The following is a 19117-nucleotide window of genomic DNA, read 5'->3' on the forward strand; positions in this document are numbered from 1 at the left end:
TTTCTCGGTCTCACCGCCTGCGTCTGGGGCAGGCGGGGCACAGTCCGAACAAGTTCGGTCTTCCAAAGAAGCGACTCAGATGTATTGAGTCGGGGAAGCTGGGCCGGATGGTTCCGGCTAATGTGCGCGCCCCAAGTGGAGGTGGGATGCGGTGGGATCAGAAACCGTGGTGATGTCTTTTATCTTTCTAGCCATTTAACACCGTTGGACGGCTTTTCTCTAGTTGGAATAGCACATACTTTCCTTGTTAAATAACCGGTTAGGTCGACCTGACCTTAAGGTATATTTCCCTACCTTCCGGTACATGTGACCTCATCTCCCATGCACCCCCCGTAAGACCCCTATATTCTTTTCGCAGATTGAACATTTATCAAACACACAGAAGTGGACCATAAACCCCCTAGAAATCCGCCGTTCTGAAGATTTTATGGTTGTTTTATGGGGCTTTTCCTTTTTAAAACAACATTCTTTTCGGGTATATGCGTCCAAATGAAGACTCTCCCCTGGGTAAACCAATGACCCATACACCCAACTCGTGATGTATCTGAAAATATTCGAGTTTCAGAACCTGGAATTAACTATCAGAACCGCAATATTTCGGCAGTTTCACTGGAAGCGAGCCCAGGTTCCGGTCGCCTTCCACAAAAATGAGTCAGGTCACTTTTGGTGAAACACCACATTATCCGGTACTCTTCTAAACATGCGATCAATGGTCTGACCACATCCCCATGCAGGGAACAATGACTCGTTCCCCACAGAATTATCTATGGTCTGACCACACACAAAACACACCCTGAACCAAAGGAGTTCCAGTGGAAACTTATACCGCTGTAACCAATGCAGTGGGAGGTAGCCTCGGCCTCAGCGCGCTCGTGGCAACCATTCCCCTCCTCACCTTCTTTGTGATGCTACTGGGCGTTAAGGCACGCGCCCACTGGTCCGCACTCGTGGCACTGGCAGCATCTATCCTCGTAGCAGCGCTGGGCTTCCACATGCCCGCTGACCTCGCCGGTCTGAGCGCCGTCCGCGGTGGCATCTACGGCCTGGTCATCTGCTGGGTTATCCTCGGTGCAATCTGGTTCTACCAGCTCACCGTTCTCTCCGGCCGCTTTGAAGACCTGCGCCGCGTCTTCGACCGCCTCGGCGGCGGCGACCTGCGCATCCAGGCTATCCTCATCGCATTCTGCTTCGGCGGTCTGCTCGAGGCACTGGCTGGCTTCGGCGCTCCCGTTGCAATTACCGCAACCATGATTCTCTCCCTGGGCGTTAAGCCCCTTAAGGCTGCTGTCACCGTTCTGATCGCTAACACCGCACCCGTGGCATTCGGCGCAGTTGCTGTCCCGATTACCACCGCAGCTGACGTTGGCGGCAAGGACGCACACGTTATCGCAACCATCGTTGGTCACCAGGCTCCGTTCCTGGCAATGCTCGTTCCGCTCATCCTGCTCGTCATCCTTGACGGTATGAAGGGTCTGAAGGACGCATGGCTGCCCGCACTGGTCATCGGTGTCTCCTTCGCAATTGCACAGTGGGTCACCGCTGCTACCCCCGCATACAACCTGACCGACGTTGTTGCTTGCATCGTCTCCATGGGTGTTGCTGTTGTCTTCCTGCAGTTCTGGAAGCCGCGCGGCGTCGCAGGCGTTCGTGAACGCTACGGTCTGCCCGCACAGGCTGAAGAGAAGGAAGCTCTGCCCGCCGTTCGCGTCTGGATGGCACTGCTGCCCTACGTCATCGTCGTTGCAATCTTCGGTGTTGCTAACCTGCACGCTGGCCTGAAGGCATGGCTGAAGAGCTTCGTCATCAAGATTGATATCCAGGCTCTGAGCTCCCGCCTCGTCACCGCTGACGGCAAGCCCGTCAAGGACGCTGTCTACAACTTCGCGTGGATGTCCAACCCCGGCACCCTGCTGATCATCTCCGGTCTGGTTGTTGCTGTCGTCTACTTCTTCTTCAACGAGAAGGGCCGCTACGCCTTCAAGTTCCCGGCAATCTTCACCGAGTTCGGTTCCGTTGTCTACCGCATGCGTTGGTCCATCCTGACCATTGCTTCGGTTCTGGCACTGGCATACGTCATGAACTTCTCCGGTCAGACCATTGCCATGGGTACCTTCCTGGCAGGCCTGGGCACCGTCTACGCGTTCCTCGCACCGGCTCTGGGCTGGATCGGTACCGCTGTGACCGGTTCGGACACCAGCGCCAACGCACTGTTCTCCAAGCTGCAGGTGTCTGCCGCTGAGAACCTGCAGCACGCAGGTATCCACGGAGCAACCCCCGAGCTCATGCTGGCTGCTAACACCACCGGTGGTGTGGTCGGTAAGATGATCTCCCCGCAGTCGCTGGCTATTGCTGCTACCTCCGTGGACATGGAAGGCAAGGAATCCGACATCCTCAAGGCTGTCCTCCCCTGGTCCTTCGCTATGCTCCTGTTCGTCTGCGTCCTGGTCTTCCTGCAGACCAACGTGCTGTCCTTCATGATTCCCTAATCTGAGGCTCACCCCTTAGAAAGTTCTTGAGGTGAAAACCTCAAGGACCATAGGACATTCGCCCCGGTATTTTCCGGAGGCCACGGCGGGGCGGCGAACCTTCTCGGTTCCGCCGCCCCGCTTTTTATGTCCTGACCACTCAACGAATAGCCCGAAATATCTCTGAATTAGCTCTGAGATATCTCAGGCGCAGAGTATTTCTTTTCGTTATCCGCCTCGTTATCAGGAGAGATTATGCCTCGTTCTTATGACGATACCCAGCCTGCTGAGGCGCCCCCTGCGGTTGACCGCCAGCCGATTCTGGCGGACCGCAGCTACAGCATCATCCTGGAGAACTTTGAGCGGCGCCTGCGCCTGGGTGAGCTGCGTGTGGGCGATAAGCTCCCCTCCGAGCGTGAGCTGGCGGCGCGGCACGGTATTTCCCGCCCTTCGGTGCGTGAGGGCCTGCGCGTTCTGAACGCGCTGGGTCTGATTCGTTCCAGTACCGGTTCGGGGCCGAAGTCGGGCGCGATTATCATTTCTGAGCCGTCGGATGCGCTCAGCTGGGCGCTGCGCATGCACATTGCGACCCGTAGCCTGCCGGTGAAGGACGTTGTCTCAACCCGCCTGCTGTTGGAGGGCCCTGCGGCACGTGCGGCAGCCGCGGCACCGGACACCCCGGAGCGTACGGCGGCACTGGAGCGGGCGCGCGTGCATCTGGCGGAGATGGATGAGCAGATCAGCGATGAGCGCTTCCATTTCTGCGATACGCGTTTTCACTATGAGCTCTCGAAGCTCGGCGGCAATATTGTGCTTGATACGGTGATTGACTCTCTGCACATGGCGACGATGAGTTATGTGCAGGAGGCGGTTCCTTTCCTAAAGGATTGGGATGCGGTCAAGCGCACGTTGCAGCAGCAGCATTACGGCATTATTGAGGCGATTGCCTCTCACGATGAGCAGGCAGCCTATGAGCGGGTGTGCGAGCACATTACGTGGTTTTATTCGCTGTCTGACCGTGCTGCGGAAGAGCGGGCGCGGCAGCATCCGGCGCGGGATATTCTGCACGAAGATTTGTGCCACGAGAACATTCACGCCGGCTAGGATGTGCCACTCAACCTCATAACCCCACATAGCTAAAGGGCGGTGCCCCGGAAGAATGACCTTCCGGGGCACCGCCCTTTAGCTATCTCAAAGACTTACTTCAGCCCGAAATATAGAGTTTAGAACTTCGTGCCGGTCAGACGCTCATACGCCTCAACGTAACGGGCACGAGTCTTCTCCACAACCTCCTCAGGCAGGTGCGGCACGTTATCCGAACCGTCCCAACCCGCCTCCGGGGAACGCAGCCAGTCACGCACATACTGCTTATCGAAGCTCGGCTGAGCGTGACCCGGCTCGTACTGCTGGGCATCCCAGAAACGCGAAGAATCCGGGGTCAGAACCTCATCACCCAGAGTGATCTCGCCGCGGTACGAATCAGTACCGAACTCCATTTTGGTATCCGCCAGAATAATGCCCTGCTCACGAGCAATCTTCTCCGCAGTGGTGTACAGGCTCAGGCTCAGCTCCTCCAGGCGCTCACCCACCGGCTGACCAACCTCAGCGTACAGCTCCTCACGGGTCACCAGCTCATCATGCTCACCCACCTCAGCCTTACCGGTCGGAGTGAAAATCGGGGTCTCCAGGCGGGAACCATCCACCAGACCCGCAGGCAACTTCACGCCAGCAATCTCACCAGTCTCGTTGTACACAGCCAAACCCGAACCGGTCAGGTAACCGCGCACAATGCATTCCACCGGGAACATGTTCAGGGAGCGGCAAATCATCGCGCGACCAGCCACAACATCCGGAACGTCAGTGGACAGCACGTGGTTCGGAACCTGCTTAAGCTGCTCAAACCACCACAGGGACATCTGAGTCAGAATCTTGCCCTTATCCGGAATCTCGGTGGGCAGAATACGGTCAAACGCGCTAATACGGTCCGAGGCAACAACCATAACCGAACCGGCACGCAGCTCAGCGTCATCATTGACGGTCAAGCCGGTAGCATCAAAACGTTCCTCATTCGGAACGTACAGGTCGCGGACCTTGCCGGAATAAATGTGAGTCCAGCCCGGGATTTCCACGGGGTTAGAATGAGAAGTCATGAGAATTTCTCCTGATGAGGTGGTGTGATGTGGATGCAAAAAGTCTGTGTAATTACAATACCGCGACAGGCGCGGCTACCGATAGTGCCATCAGCCATCAATACGGCACAATCTTGAGAGCCCAACCTACCCCGGTCGCCGCCGACAGCACCCCGAGCCGAGGAAATGAACCCGGGAAAAGCTGAGGCGGCAAGGAATAAAGAAGCGAGTGGCAAAGAAGCGACCGGCTCCCCCACCCTCAAGCGGGGAAGCCGGTCACCTTAGGTTTTAGCCGCGCGGGGCGGGAATGTGGATGCGGTTCTCCACAGCCTTCAGCGCGATGTCGGTGCGGTACTGCGCGCCAGCCCAGGAGATAGCGCGAACGCCCTCGTAGGCGGCGTCGCGGGCGGCGCCCAGGTTCTCACCGAGCGCCACGACGGCCAGCACGCGGCCGCCGGCGGTGTGGATTTCCTCGCCGGAAACCACGGTGCCCGCGTGAATCACGTGCACGCCCTCCAGAGCATTCGCCTCATCCAGACCGGAGATAACATCACCCTTGCGGGGAGTGTCAGGGTAGTTCTCAGCAGCCATAACCACGTCCACTGCGGTGCGGGGATCCCAATCCAGCTCGGTACCCTCAGAAATTTCACCGCGAGCAGCCGCACGCAGCAGCTGACCCAGCGGGGTGCGCAGACGCGCCAGAACCGCCTGGGTTTCCGGGTCGCCAAAGCGGGCGTTGAACTCGATAACGCGCACGCCGCGGCTGGTCACAGCCAGGCCGCAGAAGAGCACACCCACGAACGGGGTGCCGCGCTCAGCCATACGAGCCACGGTCGGGCGGGCAACCTTCTCCACGACCTCCTGCACGAAGCCCTCGGGCAGCCAGGGAAGCGGGGTGTAGGCGCCCATACCGCCGGTATTCGGGCCCTCATCGTTGTCAAAAATGCGCTTGAAGTCCTGAGCCGGGGACAGCGGCAGAACGTTCTTACCGTCAGAAATGACGAAGAGGGACACCTCGGGGCCGTCCAGGAACTCTTCGATGACCACGGTACCGCCAGCGTTGAAGCAAGCCTGAGCGTGCTCCAGTGCTGCGGTGCGGTCCTCGGTCACCACAACGCCCTTACCTGCTGCCAGGCCGTCGTCCTTCACCACATAGGGTGCACCGAACTCGTCCAGTGCCGCCTGCGCCTCAGCGGCGTTCGTTGCCACGTAAGCGCGGGCAGTCGGCACGGAAGCCTCTTCCATGACCTGCTTAGCGAAAGCCTTAGAACCCTCCAGCTGTGCAGCAGCTGCGGAGGGGCCGAAAACATCAAAACCCGCCTCACGCAGCGCGTCAGAAACACCGGCGACCAGGGGCGCCTCCGGGCCAATAACGACCAGGTCGGCGTTCAGTTCGCGTGCCAGGGCGGTTGCCTGAGCGGGATCATTTGCGTCAATTGCGTGGACGGGAACATCCTGGGCAATGCCGGCGTTGCCGGGGGCGCTGTGCACCTCGGTCACCTCAGGGTCGCGCAGAAGCGCACGGATAATAGCGTGTTCACGGCCACCGGGGCCCAGTACCAAAACCTTCATAGTATTTAGGGTACCCGGTACCCTCTCAAAAATGTGAGCTGAGCACACTAAAAATGCGGCTCTTCTCATGTAGCGGCACATTCGTAAGAATGCGCGCTGGGAGAAGAGCCGCACAGCTCGGCAGTTGAAGCTACCGAATCAAGCTAAAGCCTTAGATGAGGGCGGTAATAGCAGCCAGGCCACCGAAGACAATACCGGGAGCGTTCGCGATGATGATCGGGACGTCCTTCTTGGGGCGCCACAGACCGTACAGAACCCACAGGGTGCAGTTGATAGCCGCGACCAGAGGCTGAATCCAGTCGCCCTTGTGACCGCTCAGGTTACCGATAATCTGCGGGAAGTAGAACACGTACATGAGCACTGCCGTCACAGAAGCAACACGGGCCAGGATGGGGAAGAACTTTGCGTGGAATTCAGATTCTGCGCTCAAACCGCCCTTGGGGGAAGAGTTCTGTGCGGAGGTAGAGGTGTTGTGCTGCTCTGCCATGGATGTACTCCTTTACGTAATTGTGTGCGCCGTATGAGCCACCTAGAAAAGTGGCTGAAAGTGACGGTGCAAAAATCCCTGTAAACCCCGAGTTCTAAACCCAATGGCTTCGTACCGTCATATTTACCTTAAAGGTGATGTTTAGAGTGAGGGGAGGTAAACGGGCGCGCTAAAGCTCAGCGTACCGTTTAGGGGTGGGTAAGTGGAGAAAAAGCTCATATGCCGCTGCCTTGGTCTTCGCCATATATGTTGGGCGGTGACGTCTATACGTCGGTCGGTCCTATGCGGTGTGCAGGGTTGATGCGGAGGCTACCTGTAGTGAGGGAATCGTGCGGGCTGTACCTCGCTCACGATGCTTGCCTCAACGCCACCTTGAAGGTGTTCTGCGCGATGAGCACCCTACCATTATAAAAATGAGTTACTCATAGAATCAACCTTTTGAGGGATATACGCTTCCTCACATTCCTTATCAGGCGCATATAAAGTCCCGTTTTCAGCTACCTTTCACCGCACAAATAGGGCGATGCAATACGCCCCGTTTAAACTAGAAGAATGACCAACAGCACCACCCCACAGGCAACCACTCACACCACCAACCCCAGTAGCGCCTTCGACGTAGAACTCGCGCAACTCACCCGCAACAACCTCATTGAGGCACGACACCGCGGCCGCCTCATCCTGCTCAACCCCGACGGCGATGTACAGCTTGCCCTCGGTGATATTCACGAGCCCTTCTACCTGCGCTCCGCCGCTAAGCCGTTGCAAGCCATCGGATCTATGAAGGCGGGCGCACCCCTGCGCGGTTCCCAGGTCGCCATCGCCTGCGGTTCGCACCGCGGCACCTTCGAGCAGATGCGCGCCGTACAGGACGTGCTCACCCAGGGCAGCACCGAAACCAACCCGCTCACCCCGGCAAACCTGGCGCTCAAGCCCACGCTCCCTGCCGATAAGCAGGCACGCCAGGCAATGACTCAGGCGAACCTCGCCGCTACTGCCCTGGCGCACCCCTGCTCCGGCAAGCACGCCGCATTCCTGTGGGCGTGCACCGCCAAGCTTGAGCGCGGCGACCTTGAAGAGGGCTCGCAGAACTGGACCCTGCACAACTACCTCGACCCCGCACACCCGCTGCAGCAGGTCATCACCGAAGAAATTGAGGCGTTCACCGGCGAGCCGGTAGTCGCCATCGGCGTTGACGGTTGCGGCGCACCCGTGCACGCCGTCTCCCTGGCCGGTGCCGCACGCGCCTACTCGACCCTCGGCTCGGCAATCCGCAACCTCGGGGCGGATGCGCGCGCCTCCACGGTCGCGACCGCCATGGTGGATTACCCCGAACTGATTCAGGCGCCCGGCTCCCCCGACACCGTGCTCAGCGAAGAACTGGACGCAATCGTCAAGGGCGGCGCGGAGGGTGTGCTCTGCATTGGTCTGCGTTCGGGCGCGTCCGTGGTGGTGAAGATGAGCGACGGTTCGCACCGCGCCATGTACGTCGTGGCTCTGCGTGCTCTTGTTGCTGGCGGCTACCTGAGCGCCGAGGAATGCGAGCGCCTACTCGCGCTGGTGGTTCGCCCGGTGACCGGCGGTTACGTGGACGGCAAGCCTGTTGTGGTGGGTGAGCTGCGCGTACATGAGGAGCTCTTCACTCGCGAGAATCTGACTCTCGGTACCCAGGAAGGGAACTAGTTGTGGCGATTCGACGTAAGACTAGCGAAGAAGCGGGCATGGCGGCGGTACGCGAAGTGCGTGCCTTCTTTGAGGCGCAGCGTGCGGCAGCCGGTGAACTTGCAGATTCGCATGCCCGAGGCGAGTACCTGCTGAACAGCCCCGAGGTGGAGCAGGCGTTTGCCGCGCTCCCCCGCCCGGTGCGCGCTACCTTTGTGCGCTTCACCCTGGAGGAGCTGGCAACCCTCGCCCCCGGCAATAGTGTGGAGGTGCGCGTACCCCCGCTGGGCGTGACCCAGTGCGTGGCGGGTCCTCGCCATACGCGCGGTACCCCGCCGTCCGTGGTGGAGGCGCGTCCACTCGTGTGGGCGGCGCTGGTTCTGGGTGCCTGTTCGTGGGCGCAGGCGGTGAGTGCCGGTGCGCTGGATGCGTCGGGTGAGCGTAGTGACCTTTCGGGTTTGTTGCCGCTCTTCTAGAATTCGCTACGAGCTCACAGGTCCACGCAGTTTTCGTGATTTGGCGTGTTTGGTGCCTGTTCTAGTGGTCCATCCTGAGGTATTTAGCGCATCTTTCACCGCATCGGCTCCGAAACCCGGTACACTTTTAAAGGTCTGGTGTATGCTACGGCACACACAGGCAGGTGTGAGTGCGGCAACACGCCCTAATCTTGCGCTTGCACAGACGCATCCGCAGTCCCATCGTCGAAAAGAAGTGAATTGATTCGCCCCGACGGAAAACTCACTCACGACCTCGATCCAATTGACCACGGCCCCAAGGACGCCTGCGGCGTCTTCGGTGTCTGGGCTCCCGGCGAGGACGTGGCAAAGCTAACCTACTACGGCCTGTACGCGCTCCAGCACCGCGGCCAGGAATCAGCAGGTATCGCAACCAGTAACGGCAAACGCATCCACGTGTACAAAGATATGGGACTGGTCTCCCAGGTCTTTGACGAAGCCACCCTCAGTTCCATGCCCGGCGACCACGCTATCGGCCACGCCCGATACTCCACCACCGGCGCATCCCACTGGGCTAACGCACAGCCGACTCTCGGTACCACCCCGCACGGTACGCTCTGCCTGGCGCACAACGGTAACCTCACCAACTCGGCAGACCTCTACGAGCGTCTGATTGAAAAGAACGGCGGCAAGCCCCCCAAGCACGGCGAACTCGCCCAGGGCAACACCACCGACACCGCACTCGTCACCGCCCTGCTGGCGGAGCACGACTTCGACTCCCTCGAAGAAGCAGCACTCGACCTATTGCCGACCCTTCGCGGTGCTTTCTGCCTCACCTTCATGGATGAGCACACCCTCTACGCTGCACGCGACCCGCAGGGTGTACGCCCCCTCGTGCTCGGTCGTCTGGAGCGTGGCTGGGTTGTCGCATCCGAAACCGCGGCACTTGATATTGTCGGTGCGTCCTTCGTGCGTGAAGTGGAGCCCGGCGAGCTCATCACCATTGATGAGAACGGTCTGCGTTCCCAGCGTTTCGCAAAAGCTAAGCCCGCCGGTTGCGTCTTCGAGTACGTTTACCTCGCTCGCCCGGACACCACCATCTCCGGCCGTAGCGTCTACGAATCCCGCGTAGAAATGGGCCGTCAGCTTGCCCGCGAACACGCTGTTGAAGCTGACCTGGTCATGCCCACTCCCGAATCCGGTGTTCCGGCTGCTATTGGTTACGCCGAAGAGTCCGGCATTCCCTACGGTAACGGCCTGGTCAAGAACGCCTACGTGGGCCGAACCTTCATTCAGCCCTCGCAGACTATCCGCCAGCTCGGTATCCGTCTGAAGCTGAACCCGCTCAAGTCCGTGGTTGCTGGCAAGCGCCTCGTCGTTATTGACGACTCCATCGTTCGCGGTAACACCCAGCGCGCGCTCGTGCGTATGCTCCGCGAAGCTGGCGCGAAGGAAGTGCACGTGCGCATCTCCTCCCCGCCCGTGAAGTGGCCTTGCTTCTACGGTATTGACTTCGCCTCCCGTGCGGAGCTGATTGCGAACGGTCTGTCCGTGGACGAAATCGCGTCCTCCCTGGGTGCCGATTCGCTCGGCTTCATCTCTCAGGACGGCATGATGGCAGCCACCGAGCAGCCCGCCGAAAACATGTGCACCGCATGCTTCACCGGCAAATACCCGATTGAGTTGCCGAGCGAGGAACGACGCGGCAAGTCCCTCTTCGACTCCTCGGAGAAGGGCAAGGGCGGACCCCTCGCCGGTAAGGCAGCTGAGGTGACCGTGGAGCGCCCCGTCCCCTCCAAGCCTGAGCATGCTGAGGCCGTCTCCATTGAGACCCGCGAAGGCACCGAAACTCTCGAAACGAAGTTCGATCTCTCCGCAGTACAGGTTGCCGCAGACGACGCCGGTATGGGCATGTGCAACCCCGGCCCCGACGCCGACCTCGAGGCATTGCTCACCGAGCAGGACCGCATCCCCGCAAACTCCTCCGCTACCGCTACCCCGAAGGAATCCTAATGAGCGAGAACACCACCACCGTAACCTACGCGAGCGCAGGTGTTGACGTAGAGGCTGGCGATCGCGCCGTTGAGCTGATGAAGGGCGCTATCAAGGCGACCCACAACTCCTCCGTCGTTGGTGGCGTGGGCGGCTTCGCGGGCCTGTACGACGTCTCCGAGCTCGTCAAGTACCGCAAGCCCTACCTGGCTACCTCCACCGACGGTGTGGGTACCAAGGTCGCTATCGCGCAGGCACTCGATATTCACGACACCATCGGTTACGACCTGGTCGGCATGGTCGTGGACGACATCGTGGTCTGCGGTGCGAAGCCGCTGTTCATGACCGACTACATTGCCACTGGCAAGGTCGTTCCCGAACGTATCGCTGACATTGTGCGCGGTATCGCTGGCGCATGTGCACAGGCTGGTACCGCCCTGGTTGGCGGCGAAACCGCTGAGCACCCCGGCCTGCTCGCAGAAGACGAGTACGACGTTGCGGGCGCAGCAACCGGTCTGGTCGAGGCTGACGAGCTGCTCGGTCCCGAGCGCGTACGTGAGGGCGACGTGCTGATTGCTATGGCATCCTCCGGTATTCACTCCAACGGCTACTCCCTGGTCCGCAAGGTCCTGAACGTTGCCGGCTGGGGTCTGGAGCGTCAGGTGGACGAGCTGGGCCGCACCATCGGTGAAGAGCTGCTCGAACCCACCCGCGTGTACGCTGCAGACTGCCTGGACCTGGCGGCAGCATTCCCCGTCAACGGCGAAGACGGAACCACCGGCAGCGGTGTACGCGGCTTCTCCCACGTGACCGGCGGCGGCCTGGCTGCTAACCTGGCTCGCGTTCTGCCCCAGGGCCTGGAGGGTCGCGTGGACCGCTCCACCTGGCAGATTCCTGCAATCTTCTCCCTGATCGGTTCGCTGGGCAACGTGCCCCTGGCCGATCTGGAGCGCACCCTGAACCTGGGCGTGGGCATGATTGCTATCGTTGATCCCTCCGTGGCTGAGGCCGCTACCAAGCGCCTGAACGACCGCGGCATCCCCTCCTGGATTATGGGTGACGTTGTTGCCGCCGGCGAGCCCGAGGCTAACAACCCCGATTACGTTCAGGGAGCTAAGGGCGTGGACGGCGGAGCGGTTCGCCTGCTGGGCTCCTACGCTTCCTAAGGACGCTTTCTCCAGTAGGTAGCGAGCGCCAGCTTGCTGGTGCTGATGATTCTATAGACCGGGGCGGTCACCCATGCGGTGGCCGCCCCGGTCTGTGTGTGTCTACCGGCGGTGCGCGTTGTCCCGTGTGTTTGATGCCAGCTTTTTATTTATTTTCACGCGTATTTTGGGCTATTTTTATTTTTTGCTATCAATTGCATTTTTAATGCATTCTAGTGCTTACACCATAGTGTTAAAACATTTATTTTTCTCCCCTATCAGCAAGAGGTACCGCATATCCTGCCTCGCATATTCCAACCCTCAAGCTTTACTTATATAAACTCTCATTCATTGGGTGCTATTCAGCCTCCAGAGGTTGATTTTCTGTACATTAACCCGTGAAAAGCACCTCAAAAATCCCTCAAGTTCACCTTGAAGTGATACCTTAGAAATGTACGTTGCACACCGTCCAAAAAGAGTTCTTCCGGTACGCAAAAAGGGTCAAAGAAACGCTATTCCCTCACCCCATTCATTACTTCAGCGCGCCCAAAAAGGCCTCTTTTACTGCCCCGTAAAAACCCTATACGCACCTCGCGCACCTACAGACGGAAACACCAGTACACATCACACAGTCCGCATACCACCTACATCAGGAGAACCAGATGAGGCTTCCATACTTCGGCGCGCAGCGCACCGAAACACCTCCTCGCCGCTACCCCGATAACTGCCGCACCGATAACCGCCGCCGCAAGCACCCCGCACACGCAGCCCTGAGCCTGCTCGCCGCAGGTGCGCTCCTCTTCGGAGGCGACCTACCCGCCGTCCTCGCGCAGGCACCCAGCGACGAAGCCATCCTGGCAGCAGCTCAGGCAGCGCCCCAGATTGAAGGGCCCGTCAGCCCCCTCACCCTCACACGCAACGGCGTAGCACGCCCCACCACCCCCACCGCGGCAGCCCCCGGCACGCTTCCCCAGCAGAACTTCGACCGATTCATCGTCACCTACACCGACGAAGCCAAGCAGCGCAAAATGCTGCGCGACGGCGAGTGGGACGCAGTCCGCGGCATCGTTGACGACATCATGGACACCGTCGACGTCGTCAGCGAAGCACTGAACGTCGACACCAAGTTCCTGCACAACACCTCCACCGATGACGCCGTCATCCAGACCTCCAAAACCCTCAACAAAAACGAGGCGAAGGAGTTCATGGCGAAGGTCGCCTCCGACCCGGACGTAGCCTCCGTCGAGCCCGACTACATCAACTACCCCGCCGCAGAGGGCGACATCACCTTCCAGTTCAACGACCCGCAGTACAGCAAGCAGTGGAACCTCACCAACCCCACCACCGGCGTTCAGAACACCGGTAACGCACGCCTGCGCCGCGGCGCATACGTGAAGGTCGCCGTACTCGACACCGGCTATGTGCCGCACCCCGACCTGGTCACCGGCATGGCGAACGGCTACGATTTCGTCAGCGACCCGCTCAGCGCCCGCGACGGCGACGGCCGCGACCCCAACCCCAGGGATGAAGGCGACTACGCGCCCTACAACCTCTGCAAGGACCAGGCGAACGCCCACACCTCCACCTGGCACGGCACCAGCGTTGCCGGCATTATCGGTGCCCGAGGCAATAACCGCATGGGCATCGTCGGCGTTGCCGACCTCGCCCGCGTGCAGCCTGTGCGCGTACTGGGCCGATGCGGTGGCCGCACCTCAGACATTGCCGACGCCATCATCTGGGCTGCCGGCGGACACGTTGACGGAGTACCGGACAACGCCTACCCCGCCAAGATCATCAATATGTCCATCGGCACCGTAACCACGTGCCCCGCCGCTTACCAGCGCGCCATCAACATTGCACGCTCCAAGGGCGCAATCGTGGTCGCTGCGGCAGGTAACGGCAACACGGAGGCGTCCAAGTACGCGCCCGCCAACTGCATGGGCGTCATCACGGTTGGTGCAACCACCAAGGCTGGCACGCGAGCATCATTCTCGAACTACGGCACGAGGGTTAACATCTCGGCACCGGGTGAAAACATCCTCACCCTGTCCATGAACAGCCTCGACCGCCCTGATAACACTAAGTTCAGCTACGACTATGAGAGCGGCACCTCCATGTCGGCACCGCACGTCTCCGCTCTGCTGGCGCAGCAGCTGGTCAACGGCACCTCCATGACCACTAAGCAGGTCGAGGAGGCGTTCACCCTCGCGGGGGGAAACCGCATCAAGTGCGATAAGTATTTCTGCAGCCGAGGTATTATCAACAGCTTCAACCTGGCTAAAAAGGCTGGAAACCTGGACGCGAACGGTAGGGTGACCTACCTGCGACCGCGCAAGATTATTTCTAAGGGCCTGAGCGCCGGAGCGTCCAACACCAAGATTGCAGACAGGGCCGCCACCGACGAGGCAGCCGAAGCAACCGCAGAAGCTCTCACGGCAGGAGCCAACGGCGGGAGCCTCACCGGTGACTACGACCAGATTCCCGGCGCGCCCGCCATGGAAATCCCCGAAGATGCCCAGGTCTACGACCTGAACGGTGACGCCGAACCCATCACCCAGGACGAACCGCTGGTCACCAACCCCGCGCAGAAGCCCCGCGAGGTCAATGAACAATAAGCTATCCGCTACCGGCTTCGCACCAGGCCCAGTCGACAGCGCATAGTAAAAGCCCCCGATGAGAGAACTCATCGGGGGCTTTTCGTATCTAAAATCAGTTTTGACTAGCGGTGATTACCGGTCGCGAAGCCCAAGTAACCATTGTTCAGGTAGCCATTGTTCGGGTAAGTACTGCTCGGGTAGGTGTTCGCAGATGCACCACCGTACCAGGAGCGGTAACGCGGGGTGTGGCCGTGACGCGGACGCGACGGGTAGGAGGGGCGAGTCACCGGGCGGGACGGGCGGGTCCTGGCCTTCGGAGCCGGGGTCACCTTCGGTGCAGGGGCCTGCTGACGCTTAGCGTCCTCTTCAGCCTTCTTGCGTGCCGCCTCTTCAGCCGCCTTCTTACGTGCGGCCTCCTCCTCAGCCTTCTTGCGTGCCGCCTCAGCCGCGGCGGCATCAGCAGCCTCACGGTCGGAGCGGATCTGCTGAACCGCACGCGCCGCATTCACAATGCCGGAACCGCACGCGGACTGGTCGCACTCAACGCTCTGAGAGGTGGACTGCAGAACCTTCTTCGCCTGCGCGTAGGTCAGCTTCGGGTCGACCGCCTTCATGAGCGCCACAATACCGGCAACATGCGGTGCCGCCATCGAAGTGCCCTGGTACTCGGCGTAGTCAGCCTTACCGGGAGCGGTCTTGCCGGCGTTCAGAGTGGAGAGGATACCGCCACCCCAGTAGCGGCGGTCGCCGCCGGGCGCGCTCACGTCCACGCGGGAGCCGTAATTGGAGAAGTAGGAGCGCTTGCCGTTCTTATCGGTTGCGCCCACGTTGATGACGTCCTCGCAGTTGCCGGGGCTGGACTTCGAGGCATCAAAGTTGTTGTTACCCGCTGCGACGACCACGATGGAGCCGCGCTTATTCGCCTGAGCAATCGCCTGGCGGTACGGGGTGGTGCAGGTGCCCTCGCTGCCGATGGACATGTTAATGACCTGGGCAGGATGGTGGTTCGCAGGAACGCCGCGCACGCTACCACCGGCAGCCCAAATAATGCCGTCGGTGATGTCTGAGTCGAAGCCACCGCAGGCGCCCAGAACGCGCACGGGCACGATCTTCGCCTCGGGTGCCACACCGGCAATGCCCTCGTTATTGTTCGCAATAGCGGCAATGGTGCCCGCCACGTGGGTGCCGTGCCAGTCGGAGGCGGTCGCCTTCGAACCGGTGAAGCACTGGTTGTCTACGGTCCAGTTGCCGGCGTCGGTCGGGTCGGAGTCGCGGCCGTTGCCGTCATTGGAGAACGCGGACTCGGCAATGAAGTCGTAGCCGGGCAGCACGTTAGCGTCCAGGTCCGGGTGGGCGGTAATGCCGGAGTCAAGCACCGCCACGGTCACGCCCTTGCCGCGGGTGGTGCCCCACGCCTCCAGGGCGGAGATGCCCTTCTCACCGGTGAGGGACCACATGCGGTTCATCTTCGGGTCGTTGATCTTGACGGTCTCCGAGGTGTTATCCACGGTGGCGTAGCGGCGCATATCTGGCGACACGGAGGCGACCTTGGAGTTCGCGCTCAGGGCGTCCATGTACTGCTGGGCCTGAGCGGGGGTGAGCTCCGCGGAGGTGGTGACCACGCTGGCATCCAGCGCGGTGGAGCGGACGTAGCTGGTCTTAATGTTCAGCAGCTCGTCAATGCTCTGCACCTCGGAGGTGATGCCCGCGTAGAGTGCGTCGTTCCAGGTTGCCTGCTGGGTGCCGGCGGCCGCGGACCAGTCAATCTGATCTGCGGTGGCATCGGTGGAGGCGGCGTTCTTCGCCTCATCGGTGTAGGTGATGATGAAGCGGTTGTATGCCACGGGCGCGGACTGGGTGACCTGCGCATTATTGGAAATCTGGGCGGCGGTAGAAGCCTGTGCCGCCGCAGATGCCTTGGCCTGGTTAGCCTGCGCGGTGGGTACTGCCACGGCGGGGATAACACTTGCCGAAAGCAGGCAGGTTGCGGTGACGAAGCTCAGCAGGGAACGCTGGGGGCTGCGCGCCTGTGAGGGGCGAGCAATGCGAAGCATGGACATCCTTGAGGTGAGTGGTACCGAGTGCGCACGATGCGGCGTAACGTTGCCGACTCGCGTTGAGGGCGCAGAGTGAGGTGTGTGTACTCGGTACGAGTGAATACGGAAGAGTGAGATGTTAGCGCTGTGCGGTGTTTTCATCGCACGTATCTGCCGGGCAGATGTCTCTGTGGGCAGATGTCGTTGTGCGGGGTGGTTGATGCATGGCGCTGTGGTGCGTGGTGTCTGCGTTGTTGCTTGTGGGGCTGTTGAGGGTAGCTCCACAATGTGCGTGCACGGGTACGCACCGTGAGATACTCTAGCACCCTTTTTCAGTTACTTTATGAATAAAATAACCTTTGTGATGCAGGTCATTTTATGCATAGATGAGTAAAACTTAAATCACTACTTTAAGTCGCGAGAATATTCCGACTAGGCATTTCTTTATCTGCATTTACATGAAAGAAAAATCTCATTATTTACGCCACACTATCGAGTTTTAGCCCCGCCAAACATAGAAAAAGGTGCTAGGATAGCGATATCTCACCACATAAACTACTTCCGATGAACTCCCGCACGGGGGTTTAGAGAAAAATACACATCAATGCAGTGATGTGCATTTTCTTTTTCTATTCGCTCCTCACAAGCAAATATGCAAAAGAATGCAAATATTTTCTCAAAGGTGCATTTATGTGAGTGGATGACCAACCCACTTGCCGCTTCCGGCACTCACATACGCAAAGGACCCCGATGTCTTTTACCACTCACCCCTCAGCGCGCGGTGTCGCACGCACCGCTCTGAGCCTGGGTACCGCCGCAGCACTCGTCACGACCCTGGGCGCCCCCGCATCCTTCGCGGCACCCGCACAGGCCAACAGCGCCGAGCGCGCCAAGGCGCACACCACCATTTCCTCCCTCAGCTCCGCACAGCAGAAGGCAGGCTTCAACCGCTTCGTCATCACCTACACCGACAGCGCGCTGAACGCCGGCGGCATCAACTGGGCAAGCCCCGCAGGCACCCAGGTCGCCACCTGGAACGACGGCCTCTACCAGGGCCTCACCTCCGAGGTGAAGAGCGTCGATGACCTCTTCAAAATCAAGACCAACTACGTACGCACCACCGCCCAGAAGGCAACCGTGGTGACTCTCTCCTCCAAGCTCACCGCAGAGCAGGCAGAGAAGTACATGGCAGCGCTGAGCTCTAACCCCTCCGTTGCGTCGGTTGAGCCCGACCTGCTGCGCCGCTCCAACGCACGCACCCGTACCGCCGCAAACTCCAAGGTCGCTCAGGTAGCCCAGGCTGCCCAGGCGTCGAACCAGGTTGTGGCGCCGAACGACACCCTCTACCCGCAGCAGTGGAACCTGCACGGCACCAAGGGTCTGGCTACCCCCGAAGCGTGGAAGACCACCCAGGGTGCCGGCGTGACCGTTGCTGTGATTGACTCCGGCATCGTCAAGCACCCCGACCTGGACGCTAACGTCCTGCCCGGCTACGACTTCATCACCGAGCCCTCCATTGCTCGTGACGGCAACGGCCGCGACTCCGACCCGACCGACCAGGGCAACTGGGAAGAAGCGGGCGTCTGCGGTGCTGATGCAGAGGCAAGCGAGTCGAACTGGCACGGCACCCACGTTGCCGGCTCCATCGCGGCGATTATGAACAATAAGCGCGGTATCGTCGGCGTGGCACCCTCCACCAAGATCCTGCCCGTGCGTGCCCTGGGCATGTGCGGCGGCTACGACTCCGACATTGCGGATGCAATGGTTTGGGCAGCCGGCGGCACCGTTGAAGGCGTTCCTGCGAACTCCAACCCCGCCAAGATCATTAACCTCTCCCTCGGCGGCGAAGGCACCTGCCCCGCAACCTACTCCAAGGCTATTGCTGAAGTGAACAAGCGCGGCGCGATTCTCGTTGTCGCTGCTGGTAACGATGGTCAGGACACTTCCAAGGTCGCTCCGGCTAACTGCGGCGGTTCGATCGTGGTGGGCGCTACCGACCAGAACGGTAAGCGTAGCGACTTCTCCAACTACGGCAAGATTGTTGATGTGAGCGCTCCCGGCAGCAACATCATGTCCACCGTGGATCTGGGTACCACCGTGTCCACCGGCGCAGGCTACACCGAGTACGACGGCACCTCCATGGCAGCACCCCAGGTTGCTGGCGTGATTGCTCTGATGAAGTCCGTGGATCCCTCGCTGAACGCTGAGCGTGCAAAGCAGATTCTGAAGCAGAGCTCCAAGCCGCTCACCTGCGATGTGAACGGTTGCGGTTCCGGCATTGTGAACGCCGCGAGCGCACTGGCTATGGTGCAGGGCAAGAAGGACCCGAACCCGCAGGCAAAGCCCTGGCCGAAGCGTGCACCCAAGCACCCGACCCGTGCGGCTCGTGTTGGTTACGTGACTAACCCGGCTGTTAACCACAACCCGCCGTTCCTGATTACTCCCCACGGCCTGATTCCCGGTCAGTAATCGGCATGTTGCCAGCTCGGAAGCCGGTGAGCCAATAGGCTTCTGAAGGATGCCACATACAAAAAGCCCCCGTTGAGTTTTTGAACTGCCTCCCGTTTCTTGGACAACAAA

Annotated in this window: 12 protein-coding genes; 8 read left to right on the plus strand and 4 right to left on the minus strand. The window is 60.2% G+C overall.

The features are described 5' to 3' along the window. The first annotated feature begins 812 nt into the window (after nucleotides 1–812). Nucleotides 813–2486, plus strand: a complete 1674-nt coding sequence (locus HMPREF2749_RS06555) for an L-lactate permease (protein WP_070593816.1) — start codon at nucleotides 813–815, stop codon at nucleotides 2484–2486. Between the two features lie 234 nt (nucleotides 2487–2720). Beyond that, nucleotides 2721–3569 carry a FadR/GntR family transcriptional regulator gene (locus HMPREF2749_RS06560; protein WP_070593818.1) on the plus strand — a complete coding sequence of 283 codons (849 nt, stop codon included), beginning with the start codon at nucleotides 2721–2723 and terminating at the stop codon, nucleotides 3567–3569. A 119-nt stretch (nucleotides 3570–3688) separates the two neighbouring features. Here the strand turns inward: HMPREF2749_RS06560 and HMPREF2749_RS06565 are convergent, their stop codons facing one another. The 3 genes from HMPREF2749_RS06565 to HMPREF2749_RS09420 form a co-directional block, all read right to left on the minus strand. After that, nucleotides 3689–4615, minus strand: a complete 927-nt coding sequence (locus tag HMPREF2749_RS06565; protein WP_070593819.1) for a phosphoribosylaminoimidazolesuccinocarboxamide synthase — start codon at nucleotides 4613–4615, stop codon at nucleotides 3689–3691. Nucleotides 4616–4882: 267 nt separating this feature from the next. Continuing rightward, entirely contained in the window at nucleotides 4883–6166 is a 1284-nt protein-coding gene (gene purD, locus HMPREF2749_RS06570) for a phosphoribosylamine--glycine ligase (RefSeq protein WP_049340963.1), read from the minus strand. A 151-nt stretch (nucleotides 6167–6317) separates the two neighbouring features. Continuing rightward, nucleotides 6318–6653, minus strand: coding sequence for a hypothetical protein (locus HMPREF2749_RS09420; RefSeq protein WP_070593821.1), 336 nt, complete (start codon nucleotides 6651–6653; stop codon nucleotides 6318–6320). A gap of 552 nt (nucleotides 6654–7205) precedes the next feature. Here HMPREF2749_RS09420 and HMPREF2749_RS06580 point away from each other — a divergent pair. From HMPREF2749_RS06580 to HMPREF2749_RS06600, 5 genes are all read left to right on the plus strand, one after another. Continuing rightward, nucleotides 7206–8333 (plus strand): asparaginase, encoded by a 1128-nt coding sequence (locus HMPREF2749_RS06580; protein WP_070593822.1) that lies wholly within the window; start codon nucleotides 7206–7208, stop codon nucleotides 8331–8333. A gap of 2 nt (nucleotides 8334–8335) precedes the next feature. Continuing rightward, nucleotides 8336–8788, plus strand: a complete 453-nt coding sequence (locus tag HMPREF2749_RS06585; RefSeq protein ID WP_065423878.1) for a sterol carrier family protein — start codon at nucleotides 8336–8338, stop codon at nucleotides 8786–8788. 240 nt (nucleotides 8789–9028) lie between these two features. Further along, nucleotides 9029–10780, plus strand: a complete 1752-nt coding sequence (gene purF / locus HMPREF2749_RS06590) for an amidophosphoribosyltransferase (RefSeq protein WP_049351968.1) — start codon at nucleotides 9029–9031, stop codon at nucleotides 10778–10780. Further along, entirely contained in the window at nucleotides 10780–11925 is a 1146-nt protein-coding gene (purM, locus tag HMPREF2749_RS06595) for a phosphoribosylformylglycinamidine cyclo-ligase (protein WP_005504604.1), read from the plus strand. The genes purF and purM overlap by 1 nt, the downstream gene beginning before the upstream one ends. 641 nt (nucleotides 11926–12566) lie before the next feature. Then, nucleotides 12567–14519 carry a S8 family peptidase gene (locus HMPREF2749_RS06600; RefSeq protein ID WP_070593823.1) on the plus strand — a complete coding sequence of 651 codons (1953 nt, stop codon included), beginning with the start codon at nucleotides 12567–12569 and terminating at the stop codon, nucleotides 14517–14519. 104 nt (nucleotides 14520–14623) lie between these two features. On the opposite strand, the gene HMPREF2749_RS06605 is transcribed toward HMPREF2749_RS06600, so the two are convergent. Further along, nucleotides 14624–16555: a S8 family peptidase gene (locus HMPREF2749_RS06605; RefSeq protein ID WP_070593825.1), complete on the minus strand. Its 1932-nt coding sequence runs from the start codon at nucleotides 16553–16555 to the stop codon at nucleotides 14624–14626. A 732-nt stretch (nucleotides 16556–17287) separates the two neighbouring features. Between HMPREF2749_RS06605 and HMPREF2749_RS06610 the strand changes: the two genes are divergently transcribed. Then, nucleotides 17288–19006 carry a S8 family peptidase gene (locus HMPREF2749_RS06610; RefSeq protein WP_070593826.1) on the plus strand — a complete coding sequence of 573 codons (1719 nt, stop codon included), beginning with the start codon at nucleotides 17288–17290 and terminating at the stop codon, nucleotides 19004–19006. Nucleotides 19007–19117: the final 111 nt, after the last annotated feature.

Origin of the sequence: Rothia sp. HMSC075F09 (genome assembly GCF_001810515.1) — a bacterium.
Lineage (GTDB): Bacteria > Actinomycetota > Actinomycetes > Actinomycetales > Micrococcaceae > Rothia.

Bases quoted from the DNA above. Each gene is read 5' to 3' on its own strand.
- HMPREF2749_RS06560 (WP_070593818.1), top strand. From the start codon at position 2,721: ATGCCTCGTTCTTATGACGATACCCAGCCTGCTGAGGCGCCCCCTGCG.
- HMPREF2749_RS06565 (WP_070593819.1), bottom strand. From the start codon at position 4,615: ATGACTTCTCATTCTAACCCCGTGGAAATCCCGGGCTGGACTCACATT.
- purD (WP_049340963.1), bottom strand. From the start codon at position 6,166: ATGAAGGTTTTGGTACTGGGCCCCGGTGGCCGTGAACACGCTATTATC.
- HMPREF2749_RS09420 (WP_070593821.1), bottom strand. From the start codon at position 6,653: ATGGCAGAGCAGCACAACACCTCTACCTCCGCACAGAACTCTTCCCCC.
- HMPREF2749_RS06580 (WP_070593822.1), top strand. From the start codon at position 7,206: ATGACCAACAGCACCACCCCACAGGCAACCACTCACACCACCAACCCC.
- purM (WP_005504604.1), top strand. From the start codon at position 10,780: ATGAGCGAGAACACCACCACCGTAACCTACGCGAGCGCAGGTGTTGAC.
- HMPREF2749_RS06600 (WP_070593823.1), top strand. From the start codon at position 12,567: ATGAGGCTTCCATACTTCGGCGCGCAGCGCACCGAAACACCTCCTCGC.
- HMPREF2749_RS06605 (WP_070593825.1), bottom strand. From the start codon at position 16,555: ATGCTTCGCATTGCTCGCCCCTCACAGGCGCGCAGCCCCCAGCGTTCC.
- HMPREF2749_RS06610 (WP_070593826.1), top strand. From the start codon at position 17,288: ATGTCTTTTACCACTCACCCCTCAGCGCGCGGTGTCGCACGCACCGCT.